Source organism: Streptococcus sp. CF4-3 (assembly GCF_024295385.1).
GTDB classification, from domain to species: Bacteria; Bacillota; Bacilli; order Lactobacillales; family Streptococcaceae; genus Streptococcus; species Streptococcus infantis_I.
On the sequence record NZ_JANCPN010000002.1, the window covers coordinates 155,836 to 172,142 of the forward strand.

Sequence of the window (16,307 nt, forward strand, 5' to 3'; positions counted from 1 at the left end):
AGCTGATTAAATTATTTTATCTTCAAAGTATATCTTTTTCTTTTTAGTTATACAAGTAAAAATTGTATAAAAGTGTATCAGCCGATTTTTAAAGAGTCTTTTCTATACTAAAAATAACTAAGTTAAGCTAATCAGGTCCAGACCTCTAATAAGATGTAGCCTTTCCTATTGTAGATTGAAAAAAGCCCTTCTTTCTGCTATAATCGTATAAAATACAAACTGAGGAGTTTTTATGAAGGTTGTAAAATTTGGGGGAAGTTCACTCGCCTCTGCAAGCCAATTGAAAAAGGTTTTAAACATTGTAAAAAGTGACCCTGAACGTCGTTTTGTAGTTGTATCTGCACCAGGAAAGCGCGATGCTAAAGATACCAAGGTTACGGATGCTTTGATTAAATATTATCGTGATTATGTAGCAGGAAATGATATCAGTGCTAGTCAAAATTGGATTATCGATCGTTACGCTGCAATGGTTAGCGAACTAGGACTTAAACCAGCTGTTTTAGAACGAATCTCTAAAAGCATCCGAACTCTCGCTACCCTTCCAATTGAAAACAATGAATTTCTTTACGATACCTTCCTTGCTGCAGGGGAAAATAACAACGCTAAACTCATTGCAGCTTACTTTAACCAAAATGGATTAGAATCTCGCTATGTTCATCCACGAGAGGCTGGTATTGTTGTTACAAGCGAACCTGGAAATGCTCGCATCATTCCTTCAAGTTATGATAAAATCGAAGAGCTCAATAATGGAACGGAAGTCCTGGTTATTCCGGGATTCTTCGGTGTGACTAAAGAGAATCAAATCTGTACCTTCTCACGTGGTGGATCAGATATTACTGGTTCAATTATCGCAGCTGGAGTTAAAGCTGACCTTTATGAGAACTTTACTGATGTTGACGGAATTTTTGCTGCCCACCCTGGTATCATTCACAAGCCACACTCAATCCCTGAATTGACTTACCGTGAAATGCGGGAATTGGCCTATGCAGGTTTCTCTGTACTACATGACGAAGCACTCCTTCCAGCCTACCGCGGAAAAATTCCTCTTGTTATCAAAAATACCAATAATCCTGACCATCCAGGTACTCGCATCGTTCTGAAACACAGTAGTGATGAATTCCCAGTAGTGGGGATTGCTGGTGATTCTGGTTTTGTCAGCATCAATATGTCTAAGTACCTCATGAACCGCGAAGTTGGTTTTGGTCGTAAAGTACTTCAAATTCTAGAAGACCTGAATATTGGTTGGGAACACATGCCTACAGGTATCGATGACCTTTCTATCATCCTTCGAGAGCGCGAGCTTACACCAATCAAAGAGGAAGAAATCCTCCGTCAATTAGTTCAAAAAGCTGAAGTTGACCATGCTGAAATCGAACATGACCTGTCTATCATAATGATAGTTGGCGAAAAAATGAAGCGCCATATCGGGGTAACTGCTACAGCCACTCGTGCCTTATCTGAAAACAATATCAACATTCAAATGATGTCACAAGGTTCTAGTGAAGTTTCTATCATGTTCGTTGTCCACAAAGACCAAGAAAAAGCGGCTCTTAAGGCTCTCTACCAAGCATTTTTCGGCGAAAGTAAGGAAGACTAAACATGGCACAATCTCTCAATAAAGTCGTTGACTTACAAACTACTGGAACTTCTTACCTCTCTATACAAGGAAAAGTTGGAAAATTTCTGGTAGGAGACCAAGCCTTGGAGTTTTACTCGGATCGCAATATTGAGGATTATATTCAAATCCCATGGTCTAGCGTTAATCAAATCGGAGCCAATGTTTCAGGCCGTAAGGTTAGTCGTCATTTTGAAGTTTTTACAGACCAAGGAAAATTCCTCTTTGCCTCAAAAGACTCCGGAAAAATTCTTAAAATTGCTCGGGAAAAAATCGGAAATGAAAAGGTTGTGAAGCTTCCGACCTTACTCCAAATCATCGGTCGTAAAATCAAAAATCTATTTGCAAAAAAATAGAAAGTTTAGTATAATCATAGAAACGGATAAGTAGGTTATCCTCTTCTTCCAGAAAGTCTGCGGATGCTGCGAGCAGATAGGAGAGATAGGTGAAATTCTACCGTTGTTTTAAATCAAATACAGAATCAAGTGCACACCTGTGAAGTTGGATGGAACCGTGGCTCTGCCACTCCAACGCTTTGTCAGGTGTGCTTTTTCATAAAGGAGTTTATATGCTAGATATCAAACGTATTCGTACAGACTTTGATGCTGTCGCAGAAAAATTGGCTACACGTGGTGTAGATGCTGCTATCTTGAACGAGATGAAAGAAATCGATGCTAAACGTCGTGACATCTTGGTTAAGGTTGAAACTCTCAAGGCTGAGCGTAACACTGTCTCTGCTGAAATCGCCCAAGCTAAACGCAACAAGGAAAATGCCGACGACAAGATTGCTGCCATGCAAACCCTATCTGCTGAAGTCAAAGCACTAGATGCGGAATTAGCGGAAATCGATGCTAAATTGACAGAATTTACCACTACTCTTCCAAACATCCCTGCTGATAGCGTTCCAATTGGTGCCGATGAAGATGATAACGTAGAAGTTCGCCGTTGGGGAACTCCTCGTGAGTTTGACTTTGAACCAAAAGCCCACTGGGATCTCGGAGAAGATCTTGGTATTCTTGACTGGGAACGTGGTGGAAAAGTCACTGGAGCTCGTTTCCTCTTCTATAAAGGCCTCGGAGCTCGCTTAGAACGTGCCATCTACAACTTTATGCTAGATGAGCATGGTAAGGAAGGTTATACTGAAGTCATCACCCCTTACATGGTTAACCATGATTCTATGTTTGGTACTGGTCAATATCCAAAATTCAAGGAAGATACTTTTGAATTGAAAGACACTAATTATGTCCTCATTCCTACAGCTGAAGTTCCTCTAACTAACTACTACCGTGATGAAATTCTTGACGGAAAAGACTTGCCAATCTACTTTACTGCTATGAGTCCATCATTCCGTTCTGAAGCTGGTTCTGCTGGTCGCGATACTCGCGGTTTGATTCGTTTGCACCAATTCCACAAAGTTGAAATGGTTAAATTTGCTAAACCTGAAGAATCATACGAAGAACTAGAAAAGATGACAGCTAACGCTGAAAACATCCTTCAAAAACTCAACTTGCCATACCGTGTAGTTGCTCTTTCTACAGGAGATATGGGCTTCTCAGCTGCTAAGACTTACGACTTGGAAGTTTGGATCCCAGCACAAAATACCTACCGTGAAATCTCAAGCTGTTCAAATACAGAAGATTTCCAAGCACGTCGTGCCCAAATCCGTTATCGTGACGAAGCAGATGGTAAGGTTAAACTTCTTCACACCTTGAACGGTTCTGGACTTGCAGTTGGACGTACCGTTGCGGCAATTCTTGAAAACTATCAAAATGAAGATGGTTCTGTCACTATTCCAGAAGTCCTTCGTCCATACATGGGTGGAGCTGAAGTTATCAAACCATAAAATAAACAAGAGGAAGCATAACTTCCTCTTTTACATTTCATGTAAAAAAACAAGTAGAAAATCTTTCATTCTACCTGTTATTTTTATATTCTCTAGTAACCACCCATCATTGATGGATCCATAGCTGGAGCAGGGGCTACTGGTTCTGGTTTGTTAGCTACAACTGCTTCGGTTGTCAAGATGAGACTTGCTACTGAAGCGGCATTTTGAAGGGCTGAACGACTTACCTTAACAGGATCGATAATTCCTGCTTCAATCATGTTAACCCATTCACCTGTTGCAGCGTTGAAGCCTGTTCCAAGCTCTGCATGCTTCAAACGATCGATAACGATTGAACCTTCATAGCCTGCGTTGTAGGCAATTTGGCGAACCGGCTCTTCTAAGGCACGAAGAACAATGCTACGTCCTGTTGCTTCATCACCTGTCAATTCTAAAGCTTCAACAGCTGGAATGACATTCACTAAGGCAGTACCACCACCTGCAACGATACCTTCTTCAACAGCTGCACGAGTCGCATTAAGAGCATCTTCGATACGGAGTTTCATTTCTTTCAACTCAGTTTCAGTTGCAGCACCAACCTTGATAACAGCTACTCCACCTGACAATTTAGCCAAGCGTTCTTGAAGTTTTTCACGGTCGAATTCTGAAGTTGTTGTTTCAATTTGAGACTTGATGACAGCGACACGGTTAGCAATTGCTTCAGGATTACCTGCGCCTTCTACAATAACAGTGCTATCTTTATCTACAGACACTTTAGCTGCTTGACCTAAAGCTTCGATGGTAGCATCTTTCAACTCAAGACCAAGGTCTTCGGTAATAACAGTTCCACCTGTCAAAATCGCAATATCTTCCAACATCGCTTTACGACGGTCACCGAAACCAGGAGCCTTAACAGCAACTACGTTGAAAGTTCCACGAATCTTGTTCAAGACAAGAGTTGGAAGAGCTTCACCGTCAACGTCATCTGCAATAATCAAGAGCGGACGGCTACTTTGAAGAATACTTTCTAGAAGTGGCAAAATTTCTTGGATGTTTGAGATTTTCTTATCAGTGATTAAAATGTATGGATTTTCAAGGTCTGCAACCATTTTTTCATTGTCAGTGACCATGTACTGTGATAGATAACCACGATCGAATTGCATTCCTTCTACAACTTCAAGCTCTGTTTCCATACCACGTGATTCTTCAATAGTGATAACTCCATCTTTACCAACTTTTTCCATGGCTTCAGAGATGTATTCACCCACTTTTTCAGAGCGAGAGGATACGGCAGCGACTTGTGCGATTGCTTCCTTGCTTGATACTGGAATGGCATTGTTCTTCAAGGCTTCTACAGCAGTTGCAACTGCTGCTTCAATCCCACGACGGATACCGATTGGGTTTGCTCCTGCTGTAACGTTCTTGATTCCTTCACGAACGATGGCTTGGGTCAAGACAGTTGCAGTGGTTGTCCCGTCACCAGCAATATCGTTGGTTTTAGAAGCTACTTCTGATACCAATTTGGCACCCATATTTTCAAAATGGTCTTCTAGTTCAATTTCTTTAGCGATTGTCACCCCGTCATTGGTAATCAATGGTGAACCAAATGATTTTTCAAGAACGACATTACGTCCTTTAGGGCCTAAGGTTACTTTAACTGTATCAGCTAGGATATCAACCCCACGGACCATTGCTGAACGTGCATCAGATGAAAATTTAATTTCTTTTGACATACTTACTTCCTCCTATTATTCTTCAACGATTGCTAAAATATTAGCTTCACCCACGATGATATATTTTTCATCACCATCTTTGACATCAATACCTACATGAGCTTCAACTAAAACTTGATCTCCAACTTTTACACTTGGAGCAACAAGTTCACCACTCAAGGTGCGAACACCTTGTCCAATAGCTACTACTTTAGCTGTTTTTGTTTTTTCTTGGGCTGATCCTGCAAGGACAAAGCCACCAACTGTTTGTTCTTTTTCTTCAATTTTCAAGACCACGCGGTCTCCTAATGGTTTCAACATCTGCTTTCCTCCATAAGATAATCATATTATTAGCACTCTTTGTATACGAGTGCTAAACCATAGTTCTATTGTATCACTTAGTCAGAAATAGTCAAGAAAAAAACACCTCAAAAATGAAAGAGATGTTCCTTTAATATTAATTGAGAATCGTCAACTTTTGATTGAAATCATCGATAACCTTTTGGAGATTGATCCGCCCGCGGTAGATACCATATCCAAAAACCACCATTCCTAATATTCCAATCAAGGCAAGTAAAATTCCGAAAATTAAGAGTGGGAGGAAGGTTTTATGAAAAAGATAAATCAATACCACACCAATACTAGCAGTGATAAAGAGCAAACTGAACCAACGACCCAAATTTTCAAGCATGTGGCGTTGATACTTAATTTCTGTTTCATATCCATTAACAAGTTCTTGTTTTGTAACCATGAAAATCCTCCTGATAAAAATTGAGAATGAAGTGTAAGAGAAGGAGATTAGTCTACTTCATTCTCAAAATTTTTACTAGTAAATATTGGGTTCTCTTGACCTTAGTAATTAAGATGTGGGTCAAAGATACCTAGAGCAACACCAATTAAGGCAACAACAACTAGAATTAACATGACTTTGTTTGGTGAAACTTTTTTCTTAGACATCAACCACCAGCAAATAGTGATGAAGGTTGCTGTCAAGAGACCTGGATAAACACCATCAATCTTTTCTTGAATTTTAAGGAAGGCTTCTCCATTAGCATTTTTGAATTCGAGTGCTGTTGTAACAGAGACCCAAGTCGCTGCTACGGCACCAATAACCATACCACCGACAACGCTGATTGCTTTACGAAGAGCTTGTCCTTTTGGTCCTACTAGGAATTCAACGGCTTTATCCCCTAATTGATATCCTTTGAAGAAGGCAAAGCGCATACCAAAGTAGACTAGGAAGTTCCATACGACGATGTAGAAGATAGCACCAGCGACGTTACCACCTTTAGAAAGACCAAGTGCAATCCCCAAAAGAACTGGAATCAAGGTACCAACGATCAAAGAGTCACCAATACCAGCGATTGGTCCCATCAAACCGGCACGCATCCCATTGATGGTTTCACCATCTACTGCATCTCCATTTGCACGTGCTTCTTCCAAACCAGCTGTAATCCCTACAACAAGAGATCCAAGTTGCGGTTCAGTATTGAAGAAAGCAGTATAGGTTTGCATAGCATCTTTTTGTTCTTCTTTTGTATCATACATTTCTTCTACGATTGGAAGCATAGAAGTCAAGTACCCAAAGGTTTGCATGTGTTCTTGAGAGAAACAAGTCAAATGACCATAATACCAATGATGAAATGCTTTTGCTAATGTTTTCTTTGAAATTTTCTTTCTATCAGCCATTTTAAATATCCTCCTCATCATCGTCTACGTAAACAGCCCCAGCTGGAACAGCTTTCATAGATTTGATTACTTCAAGTTCATAGTAGATTACTGCAAAGATCAATGAAACAACCGCACTCGCTACCAAGTTCAAGCCGAGAGATTTAGCCAAGGTAAATCCAACAAAGAATGGAATGAAGTCAGTTGCTTTTGTAACAATTTGTTTCAACAAGATAGCAATACCGACACATGGGAGAAGAGCTCCGACTGTAAAGAGAGCTTTCATCCAGAAACCATCCATAGGAAGGTAAAGTTTCATCAAATCAACCATGTTTTCACCATATTTAGTGATAATCATAGTTGGAAGGAAAGAGAAGAGGAAGTGAGAGATCCATGGGTAAACCCAGTCAACTGCGTAGAGTTTTTTGAAGTTTCCTTCTTCAACGGCTTTCCAACCAATGTGTTGCCAAAGCAAGTTCATGGTAGCTGTTCCGTAGAAAAGAACAGTACCGATTGTCCCAACGGCCGCACCGATTGGGGCTGCAGCTGCTGCAATTCCAGCTTCATCTGTGATGTGATTTGCATGCACAAACAAGATAGCAAGAGGAACACCGATATAAGAAATGGCACGAACATCCGCAGATACGGTTCCACCAGGTGTTACCAAGGCGATATAAACGACTTGAAGGGCAACCCCTACCATAATACCGGTTGTCACATCTCCAAGAATTAAACCTGAGATCAACCCACCAATCAAGGGACGACCGAGTGTATAGTTCCCGATACTGGAACCTCCCATACCAGGCATTGAAGACAAGCTGGCGAAAACTGCAAGCAAGATTGCTTGAATCCATGAAATTGTCATAACAAACGCTCCTTTTTGTTTGTAAATTTATTTACCTAATTAATAAAATTGTTAGGTTTAAAAGCCAAATTTAGATTTGAAATCATCCCAGTAACCAATCGAAACATCAGGCAACAACTGGAATTTCACCTTATAGCCTGCTGCTTGAATGGCTTGGAAGGCTTCTGCTTCTTCCTGTGTGATGGATTGGTTATTACCCAATTTCACTGCACCAGGACGATCATTTGCAGGGCCTACGATGATTTCTTTAACATCCCCTGGAACAAAACCTTGGTCCACCAAAATTTCCTTCATATCGATTGGATTTTTGGTGATCAAGAAGTAACGACTATCTGATTCTGTTACTTTTGCTGATTTTTCTTTAAATGCTTCTTTTGTCCATACAAAGGTTTTTTTGTCTGATGCGCCTTTGTAAGCTTGGATCAAAACCTTGTTTGATGCTGCTGCATCGTTTACGGCAATCAAACCATCACATGGTTTTTCTTTTGCCCAGCGTGTGACTGTTTGACCGTGAATCATGCGGTCATCAATCCGTACAAATGTTACTACCATAAGGTACCTCCCTATTAAATATCGTCATCATCTTCTTCAGCACTAGTGGCTGAAACTTCAAAAGGCTGTAGTGCAGTTCGTGCTTCTGATAAGATGGTGGCTGACAAATCGTCTCCATCCAACACATCCTTCATCACTACTGCTGTTAAAGCCATGGTAAGATTCATTCCACCAAGGATCAAAGCTTCATCTAGCTTCCCAACTTCTTCTAGGACAGTTGCTGCTGTGGTTAGTGGACTACCGCCTACAATATCTGCCAAGACCAGTACAGAATCATCTGCTGTCAATTCTAAAATGCTTTCTCTAAAATCAACTGCAAAATCATCGACCGACTTTCCTTCTTTGAGTCCAACTGCAATGACCTGGTTCATCTTATCACCAGCAAACATAGCTAGTGATGTTTTTAGGCCTTCTGCCAATCCTCCATGACTGACTAAAATGAGGTATTTCATTTTGCTACGCCTCCTTTATTTGACTCTATTGTAGATTATTTGAAAGCGTTTTTACATTGTCAAATGTCACATTATAAACATGACATTTAGCAATAAAAAAATGACATCTGTCACTTGACACGATGTCATCTTTTTTTCTTTAAAATCCTACCTGGAGACTACTTTCAATCTCCCTTTGAATTTGCGGCAGGCGGTTCTCAACATCTTGATTGCGCAAGGCATTGCCAATCAAGTAGTCCAGTTTTTCTAACACTTCTTTCGAGACATTCTTGGGACTACTTTCTACAGCTTGTTCCATGATTCGGTTCAAGGTCTGATTGGTTAAGGAATCTGCCCCAAAATCATCCACTTGCAGAAGGTCTTTACTAGAACGACTCTTGACTACATCAGGCATGACAGAAATCCCTTGAGATTCAGCAAAAAGAGTTTGTTGGATTTCTGGATCCTCTGTCAACACTTGCATCAACTCCCAAGCCAACTTTGAATGAGGAGTCCGAGCAGACATGGCAAAAGAAGTCGTCGTAACCAAGGTCGCCTTAGTGGTTTTTGACTTAGCAGGCATAGGAATACAGGTCCAGGTGAAGTTTGAATATTTGGAAACATGATAGGGATAAGGTTTATAAGTCCTATATTGAGCCAAAGTCATGGGGTAAAACGCTACTTTCCCCTGGTCAAAATCTTTGGAACTCACCTTATAATTTTTATTTAACTCTTCCAATTTTTGCAGAAAAGTCAAAGATTCTTTGACTTCTGGAGCCGTAAGTTTGAGCATCCCACCTTGAAAGAGACTACCCCCATTTGCTGCCAAAGCTTCTTTCCAGGTGTATTCTGTACTCCCAAACTGATCCAATTGACCATCTCCATTGGTATCTTTGGTTAGTTTTTTACAAATTGTATAGAACTCTTCCAAGCTCCAACCTTCTTTGGGAACCTCAATGCCTTCTTTATCCAGCAAATCTTTATTGACACACATCAAAATAGGATTACTTTCATATGGCAAGGCATAGGTTTGCCCCTGATAAACACCTGATTCAAATGCAACAGGATAAAAAGCAACTTGGTCTTCTTTATTCATATAGCCGTTTAACTTTTCTAAAACGCCACGTGCCGCCAATAAGGACAAATCTTTCTCAGAAACCATAAACACATCAGGGGTCTTTCCTGATACAATTTTTTCTGAGAGCCAGTTTGAATATTCCGACTGCGGAATTCCATTTTCATATTCCACACGGACATTAGGATGGGACTTTTCAAATTTTTGGATCGCAAGATCCAATGCATGAGAACGTTGACTGGTCGGTACATCCCAACTAGAGCCTGCATAAACTCCTATATGAAGGACGGTCGGTTGCTGTTTCCACCAATAAAAACCAGCACTCAAAGAGAGCATAAAAAGGAGACAAATCCCTAAACAAAGTTGCTTTCGCTTCAATTTCATTCCGTATTTCCTTTTGAAAAATCACGTCGGGTCACTCCTGTTTGGACTGACCAAATCGCTAATTGCGTTCGATCTCTTAGGTTTAATTTCGACAAAATCGTTGATAAGTAATTACGAACAGTTCCTTCTGATAAGAAGAGTTTAGCCGCAATCTCTTTATTTGACTCACCATAGCCAATCTCTTGGATAATGCGCCATTCCGTCGTGCTCAAATCCTTAACGTTATCCTCATCCACAGCAATAGAGAAATTTGATTTGGCCATTTGCGAGAAAATTTGAAAGACCTTGCTTGCGATATCAGGGTTGATCATTGCTCCTCCCTGATGCACCACCTTAATAGCTTCATAAAGCTCCTCTGTCGAGGCTCCTTTTAAGAGATACCCTGAAGCACCATACTTGAGCGCACTATAGATAAATTCATCATCGTCAAAGGTTGTTAAAATAATAATTTTGATATCCGGATAGTGCTCTTTTACTTCTTTTGTAGCCAAAACCCCATCCATGCCTGGCATCCGAATATCCATTAAGATTAAATCCGGATGCGAGTGTGGAATGCTAGACAAGACATGATTCCCATCTTCCACTGTGGCTACCACTTCAATATCTGAGTAGGCCGACAAAATAATTTTCAGAGATTCTCGAATCAAGGACTGGTCATCCGCCACCATTACTTTTATCATCATCTATTATCTCCCTTCTTTATATTTTGGTAAACTAACACGTGTGAAAAATCCATCGCGACTTTCAAATTGAAGCTGGCCTCCTAGAATTGAAATACGCTCCATCATCTGTTTGAGTCCGTAGCCATAGGTCAAGGTTTCAAACCCAACTCCATTATCCTGCAACTCAATCATGTAATCTTCTTCGTCCTCAAAAAAATGGAGGTCCATGTGGCTGGCATGACCGTGGCGAACCGCATTAGTCATAGACTCTTGTATCACACGAAAGATTGTATCTTCAATCATGACGTCCATATCGACATCGATCCATTCATAGTTGAGATCAACTTGCAAGTTTGAAAGAATTTGGTACTCGCGGATTGTCTTTTCTAAAGCATCTTTGAGAGTTCGCTCCTCAAGGGCTCCTGGACGAAGGCGATTGAGAGAGCCTCTCACATCCTGGATTCCTTCACGGACGACTTCTGATACGTTTTTTACCTGCTCTTTGGCACGACTTGGATTGATATCAATCAAGACCCCGACAGCATCTAAACCTGCTGAAATCCCTGTTAACGCGTGTCCCAAGGTATCGTGAATCTCCCGAGCAATCCGCTTGCGCTCCCGATCCTCTGCAATCTTCTCAGATAAGGCCATATAGTTGTTCAACTCGGTATTAACCTTGGACACCATGGCCAGCTCTTGTTCAACTTCATGGTTTTCCGCAAGGACATTCATGATATAAAATAAAAGTGAAATAATGAAGAGTACCATATTCAAGGCGTAGAGGGAATTCTTTAAGAAAAAGGCCAAAATACGGATAGATTCAGGATAAAAATGAATATAGGTATCAAGAGAAGGAATTGGGAAGAAAAGCGAAAAGACGTCTGAATTGGTTACAAGGAGCATCAAGAAGCTCACTAGGATAAAGGCAAACCAATACTTCCGATCTCTCTTGGTATTCAACTCTTTGGAGCCATAGAAGATATCTGCAAAAACCAAGAGAATGAGCCCGTTATAAGCTATGTTCTGAACCCACATCAACAGTAACATCAGGAGAATCTCTAGAAGATTCCTCTTATCAAAAATGGACCATCGACTTGTTTGAGGTCTATAACGACTCATTGAGATTAAGGCAATCCCAGCAAATAAGATTGCTGACAACCAAAAAGTCGTAGATGGAGCAAAAGGAATACGCTCTAGGCGCTCCAATAATAGAGAGGCTTGGCGTTGAGCAATGATATAGTTGGTTGCTTGAAGATAGATGATGCTGTTGAGCATAACAGCAATAAAATTCACGACCATAAGAATGGCCAAACTGTATCGAACACCTCTAAACTTTCTCATTACTGCCACCCATTCACATCAAACTGATCAATGTTTTCCTTTGTCATCATTTCAACTGGAATGATCACCTCTTTGGTATAGCTCTTCCCTTCAGAAATATCTTGGATAACTTCCATAACACGGTCTCCCATCTTCAAGGGAGATTGAGCAACGGTTCCCACTACATCATCCGTCGAGTGCAACAAGGATTTCATATCTGGTGAGCCATCGATTCCATAAATTGCAATGGACTGGCTATTTCCTTGCTCCTTAATTGCAGCTAAAGCTCCTATAGCCGAGCGGTCATTTAAGGCAACCAAGGTATCAATTTCAATCCCTGATTGTAAAAAATTCTGGACAGCCGGCATGGCGATCTCCGTTTGCCCCTTGGTTTCTAGTTCCGATACAATCTGATAAGAACTGTGCCCCTCTATAGTGTCTTTAAACCCCTGAATCCGCGTATCTGCTGAGACAGTCCCTTTATGCTCCAAAAGGAGGACTCGAGCGCTAGAAGAACGTTTCATGAGCTCTTTAGCAATCATTACTCCCGCTTGGTAGTTATCAGATACAATACTTGCATCGGGCTTAAAATTTTTCAATTGGGTATCGACTGCAATGATTTTAATTCCTTGTTTTCTAGCTTTTTCAAGAGCAGTTAAAATGGACTGGCTATCCCCCTTGACCGGATTGATCACAATCACATCAACTTTTTGAGCACAAAAATCATCAATCTGCTGGCTCTGCCTTTCTTCATCCAATTCTGGATCTCGGACGCAAACAAGAGCTCCTCTTTCATCGGAAATTCGACTAATTTCCGAATGAATACTTTTATAGAACTCATTGTTCATGGTCATATAGGTTACACCAATTTTAGTCTGATCCTTGATGCCACTTGTTTGACAACGGCCAAAAATCCAAAAGAGAATACAGACAACTGGAATCAGCAGTAATATACGCTTTATCATCCATTTCAACAATTCTTTTTTCTCTTTATTTTCCTTCAAATTTCATTCCTTTTCTGAAAATTTTGAATATATATTACTTTATTCTACTACTTTTTCAAAAAAAATGCTTGATTTTATTGTACAAGGACATTTATTTGACCTATTTTAAGAAGTAATTTCCGAACAATAAAACTAGAAACAATAGAAAAAGCCAGTCTATAAACGAACCAGCTTTTTTCTATAATTGATTCTAGAAAGGAAGCTCCTCCTCTTCCAAAACCAGATCTGCTAAGTCTTGACCAGCATTATTTTCACGCATAGCACGTTGAGCACGACTTTCCAAAAGTTGGAAGCCTGTAGCGAGAACTTCGGTCACATAGTTGGTCTGACCATTTTTCTCGAACTTACGGGTACGAAGCTCCCCATCGACAGAAATGAGACTGCCTTTAGTCGCGTAGCTAGCTAAGGTTTCAGCAAGTTTCCCCCAAACAACAATATTGATGAAGTCAGCTTCACGTTCCCCATTTTGGTCCTTGAAACGACGATTAATAGCAATAGTCGCACGAGCCACTGACTTGTCATTGTTGGTTTTGTGCAATTCTGGTGTAGACGTTAAACGTCCAATCATAATAACTTTATTATACATTTTTCATCCTCCTACTTATCTATTCGAAGGAAAAGAAAAAAAGTTACAAGATTTGTAACTTTTTTAAAAATAATATTAATCTCTATGAATCATAAATCCAGTTGCTTGTTGATTGGCCATGATGGTCATATCTGTGATTTGTACTCGTCGTGGTTGACTGGTCACATAAACTACAGTATCTGCGATATCTTGCGCCTGTAAGGCTTCAAGTCCCTGATAGACCGTCGCCGCCCGTGCCTCATCTCCATGGAAACGAACTTTTGAAAAATCAGTTTCTACAATTCCTGGCTGAATAGTGGTCACCTTGATATCTGTCGCAATGGTGTCAATCCGAAGCCCGTCTGAAAAGGTTTTGACTGCAGCCTTGGTTGCTGAATAGACTGCTGCACCAGCATATGCGTAAATCCCTGCAGTAGAACCCATATTGATAATATGCCCTTGATTAGTTGCTACCATGGAAGGCAAGAGACAGCGTGTAACCGCCATTAAACCCTTGACATTGGTATCCAGCATGGTCAATATATCCAACTCTTCATAATCCTGATAAGGAGCCAAGCCTAGAGCCAGTCCAGCATTATTGACCAAGATATCAACCTGACCAACAGTTTCTAAAATTTCTGAACAAACAGTTTTTACCATGCACATATCTGTAACATCTAACGGAAAGGTCCAGATTTTTTGATTTGGAAAGGCTTCTGTAAACTCGTTTTTTAGAACCTCGAGTCTTTCTGTTCGACGCCCTGTGAGTACAACATTCTCACCTTTTTCTAGATAGGCACGCGCAATTGCTTCACCAATACCTGATGTTGCACCTGTAATGACTACATTTTTTGCCATCTTATTTCCCTCAAGCAAAGATTATAAACCACTTTTAGTGATTAAGCAGTCCAGTGTGTAGCTGGGTCAAAGGGTGTTCCAACTACCTGGTCGTCTGATAATTCAATGACACCACGTTTTTGGGGAGCATTTGACAAGGCAAGTTCACGAGGACTACACATCATACCAAAACTCTTTTCCCCACGAAGTTCCCCTGGGAAAATGAGATTGCCTTTTGGCATCATGGTTCCAGGAAGAGCAACAATGGTTTTCAAACCAACACGTGCATTGGGAGCACCAGCAACGATTTGTACTGTTTTGTCATTCCCAACAGCAACTTGGCAGATATTGAGGTGGTCACTATCTGGATGCGCAACCATTTCTACAATCTCTCCAACCACAAATTTGGGTTCCTTGTCGTTGATGATTTCTTCAGCAAATCCTTCTTCTTGCAATTCTTGGTTCAAACGTGCTACTTGGTCGTCAGTTAAAAAGACTTGACCGCGCTCAGCGATCTCAAACATGCTAGAAACTTCAAAAATGTTCCATGCGACAGTTTCACCAGTTTCTTTTAGGAAAACACGCGCTACATTACCTTTACGCTCAACATCTAGCTTGGCATCTCCACTGTTTTTCACGATGACCATAAGGACATCGCCGACATGTTCTTTATTATATGTAAAAATCATTCTTTTCTCCTATTTCAAACTTGCTAAAAAGTCATTGATTTGCCCCTTGGTTTTACGGTCACGATTGACAAAACGTCCAATCTCCTTGTCCTTGTCTAAAACAACAAGACTTGGAATCCCGTATACATCCCAAAGTTTAGCAAGTTCCATGTACTCATCTCGGTCTACCCGTATAAAAGTGAACTCCGGATTTGCCTCTTCAATCTCTGGCAAGGCAGGATAGATATAACGGCAATCGCCACACCAATCCGCAACAAAAAGGAAGACCTTCTTGCCATCCTGCTCTACTAGATTTGCTAATTCTTCTATACTTTTAGGAGAAATCATAAGACTTCCTCCTCGTAGATGAGATCTTCATCTTCATAGACAAAGGTATAGTGACGACCATCTTCAAAAATGACACCACCAACAAGACGTTCTAAGCTACTTTCGTATACTTGAACATAGAGAGTCCCAATCTCACCCATTTCTGAGAAATAGTCACGCACAATAGCAGTTAACTCTTCCTGTGTCTTCATGAGTTTATGATCATCAGCTACTTTCTTAGCACCAAAGGCAAGCGCTCCAAGCCCTGCCACGACTAAACCTGTTTTAATAATATTTTTCGTTTTCATGCTAACATTGTAACACAAAAAGGCTCAAGGAACAATGAAAAAGAGAGTGGGACAGAAATCGGTAAATCGTTAGAATTCGATTTCGTCGTCCCACCTCCGCACAGTTGAGTAGGGCTGTAAAAGCTGATGAAATTAGCGTAGTAGAGCCCACTCAACCACTGCGTCTTGCTCGACAATCCAAAGACAATTGAGAGGCTAGGACTTTTGTCCCAGCCTCCTTTCTAATTTCTAAACATTAATAATTTCTCTCGCCAAACAAACCTTCTGGTAAATCATGGAATCCCTTGCCTGCCTTGAAGTTTTCAAATTTACCTAGTAAGAACTGGTAGGCATCCAAGCGACTCTCGTAGCGAATCATGGCATCTTTAGCGCGCTCATCTTGATCTTCTTCATAGACCTTTTGACTTTCCTTAAGAGCCATTTCGTTGATCATAATCTGGGTATTAACCCAGGCTTCAAATTCCTTCATAAATTCTTGCTCGTAACTCATTT

At 40.6% G+C, this 16,307-nt stretch carries 20 protein-coding genes; 3 read left to right on the forward strand and 17 right to left on the reverse strand.

Going from position 1 to position 16,307, the window contains the following annotated elements:
• Positions 1–232 precede the first annotated feature (232 nt).
• The 3 genes from NML75_RS02245 to serS all read left to right on the forward strand — a co-directional run bounded on the left by NML75_RS02245 (position 233) and on the right by serS (position 3,458).
• A complete protein-coding gene (locus NML75_RS02245; RefSeq protein ID WP_004251870.1) occupies positions 233–1,597 on the forward strand; it encodes an aspartate kinase in 1,365 nt (454 codons plus the stop codon).
• Between the two features lie 2 nt (positions 1,598–1,599).
• Complete coding sequence (locus NML75_RS02250) at positions 1,600–1,971, forward strand: DUF956 family protein (RefSeq protein ID WP_004251868.1); 372 nt, start codon at positions 1,600–1,602, stop codon at positions 1,969–1,971.
• 212 nt (positions 1,972–2,183) lie between these two features.
• On the forward strand, positions 2,184–3,458 hold the full coding sequence (gene serS, locus NML75_RS02255; RefSeq protein ID WP_000884217.1) for a serine--tRNA ligase: 1,275 nt from the start codon (positions 2,184–2,186) through the stop codon (positions 3,456–3,458).
• 92 nt (positions 3,459–3,550) lie between these two features.
• Here serS and groL read toward each other — a convergent pair whose 3' ends face one another.
• From groL to NML75_RS02340, 17 genes are all read right to left on the reverse strand, one after another.
• Positions 3,551–5,170 carry a chaperonin GroEL gene (groL, locus tag NML75_RS02260; RefSeq protein ID WP_049494251.1) on the reverse strand — a complete coding sequence of 540 codons (1,620 nt, stop codon included), beginning with the start codon at positions 5,168–5,170 and terminating at the stop codon, positions 3,551–3,553.
• A gap of 15 nt (positions 5,171–5,185) precedes the next feature.
• Positions 5,186–5,470 (reverse strand): co-chaperone GroES, encoded by a 285-nt coding sequence (groES, locus tag NML75_RS02265; protein ID WP_049494252.1) that lies wholly within the window; start codon positions 5,468–5,470, stop codon positions 5,186–5,188.
• 136 nt (positions 5,471–5,606) lie between these two features.
• Entirely contained in the window at positions 5,607–5,900 is a 294-nt protein-coding gene (locus tag NML75_RS02270) for a hypothetical protein (protein WP_000256768.1), read from the reverse strand.
• Between the two features lie 101 nt (positions 5,901–6,001).
• Positions 6,002–6,856, reverse strand: coding sequence for a PTS system mannose/fructose/sorbose family transporter subunit IID (locus NML75_RS02275; RefSeq protein ID WP_029689583.1), 855 nt, complete (start codon positions 6,854–6,856; stop codon positions 6,002–6,004).
• The gene (locus NML75_RS02280; RefSeq protein WP_000156207.1) at positions 6,840–7,682 is read right to left on the reverse strand and encodes a PTS mannose/fructose/sorbose/N-acetylgalactosamine transporter subunit IIC; all 843 of its coding nucleotides are present in this window, start codon (positions 7,680–7,682) and stop codon (positions 6,840–6,842) included. The genes NML75_RS02275 and NML75_RS02280 overlap by 17 nt, the downstream gene beginning before the upstream one ends.
• Positions 7,683–7,739: 57 nt before the next feature.
• Entirely contained in the window at positions 7,740–8,234 is a 495-nt protein-coding gene (locus NML75_RS02285; RefSeq protein WP_000261775.1) for a PTS system mannose/fructose/N-acetylgalactosamine-transporter subunit IIB, read from the reverse strand.
• Positions 8,235–8,248: 14 nt separating this feature from the next.
• A complete protein-coding gene (locus NML75_RS02290) occupies positions 8,249–8,686 on the reverse strand; it encodes a PTS sugar transporter subunit IIA (protein WP_254733625.1) in 438 nt (145 codons plus the stop codon).
• Between the two features lie 139 nt (positions 8,687–8,825).
• A complete protein-coding gene (locus tag NML75_RS02295; RefSeq protein WP_006150426.1) occupies positions 8,826–10,124 on the reverse strand; it encodes an ABC transporter substrate-binding protein in 1,299 nt (432 codons plus the stop codon).
• On the reverse strand, positions 10,121–10,804 hold the full coding sequence (locus NML75_RS02300; protein WP_004251853.1) for a response regulator transcription factor: 684 nt from the start codon (positions 10,802–10,804) through the stop codon (positions 10,121–10,123). Before NML75_RS02300 ends, NML75_RS02295 begins: the two co-directional genes overlap by 4 nt.
• A gap of 6 nt (positions 10,805–10,810) precedes the next feature.
• Positions 10,811–12,127 carry a sensor histidine kinase gene (locus NML75_RS02305; protein WP_004251849.1) on the reverse strand — a complete coding sequence of 439 codons (1,317 nt, stop codon included), beginning with the start codon at positions 12,125–12,127 and terminating at the stop codon, positions 10,811–10,813.
• Positions 12,127–13,071 carry a substrate-binding domain-containing protein gene (locus NML75_RS02310; protein WP_398577643.1) on the reverse strand — a complete coding sequence of 315 codons (945 nt, stop codon included), beginning with the start codon at positions 13,069–13,071 and terminating at the stop codon, positions 12,127–12,129. The genes NML75_RS02305 and NML75_RS02310 overlap by 1 nt, the downstream gene beginning before the upstream one ends.
• A 229-nt stretch (positions 13,072–13,300) precedes the next feature.
• Complete coding sequence (locus NML75_RS02315) at positions 13,301–13,696, reverse strand: single-stranded DNA-binding protein (RefSeq protein ID WP_006144984.1); 396 nt, start codon at positions 13,694–13,696, stop codon at positions 13,301–13,303.
• Between the two features lie 75 nt (positions 13,697–13,771).
• A complete protein-coding gene (locus NML75_RS02320) occupies positions 13,772–14,533 on the reverse strand; it encodes an SDR family NAD(P)-dependent oxidoreductase (RefSeq protein ID WP_070677048.1) in 762 nt (253 codons plus the stop codon).
• A gap of 41 nt (positions 14,534–14,574) precedes the next feature.
• Positions 14,575–15,201 (reverse strand): YtpR family tRNA-binding protein, encoded by a 627-nt coding sequence (gene ytpR / locus NML75_RS02325; RefSeq protein WP_254733626.1) that lies wholly within the window; start codon positions 15,199–15,201, stop codon positions 14,575–14,577.
• A 9-nt stretch (positions 15,202–15,210) separates the two neighbouring features.
• Positions 15,211–15,528: a thioredoxin family protein gene (locus NML75_RS02330; protein WP_254724527.1), complete on the reverse strand. Its 318-nt coding sequence runs from the start codon at positions 15,526–15,528 to the stop codon at positions 15,211–15,213.
• Entirely contained in the window at positions 15,525–15,815 is a 291-nt protein-coding gene (locus NML75_RS02335) for a DUF4651 domain-containing protein (RefSeq protein WP_024053819.1), read from the reverse strand. The genes NML75_RS02330 and NML75_RS02335 overlap by 4 nt, the downstream gene beginning before the upstream one ends.
• Before the next feature lie 235 nt (positions 15,816–16,050).
• Positions 16,051–16,305: a DUF1912 family protein gene (locus tag NML75_RS02340; RefSeq protein ID WP_070677046.1), complete on the reverse strand. Its 255-nt coding sequence runs from the start codon at positions 16,303–16,305 to the stop codon at positions 16,051–16,053.
• Between the last annotated feature and the right edge of the window lie 2 nt (positions 16,306–16,307).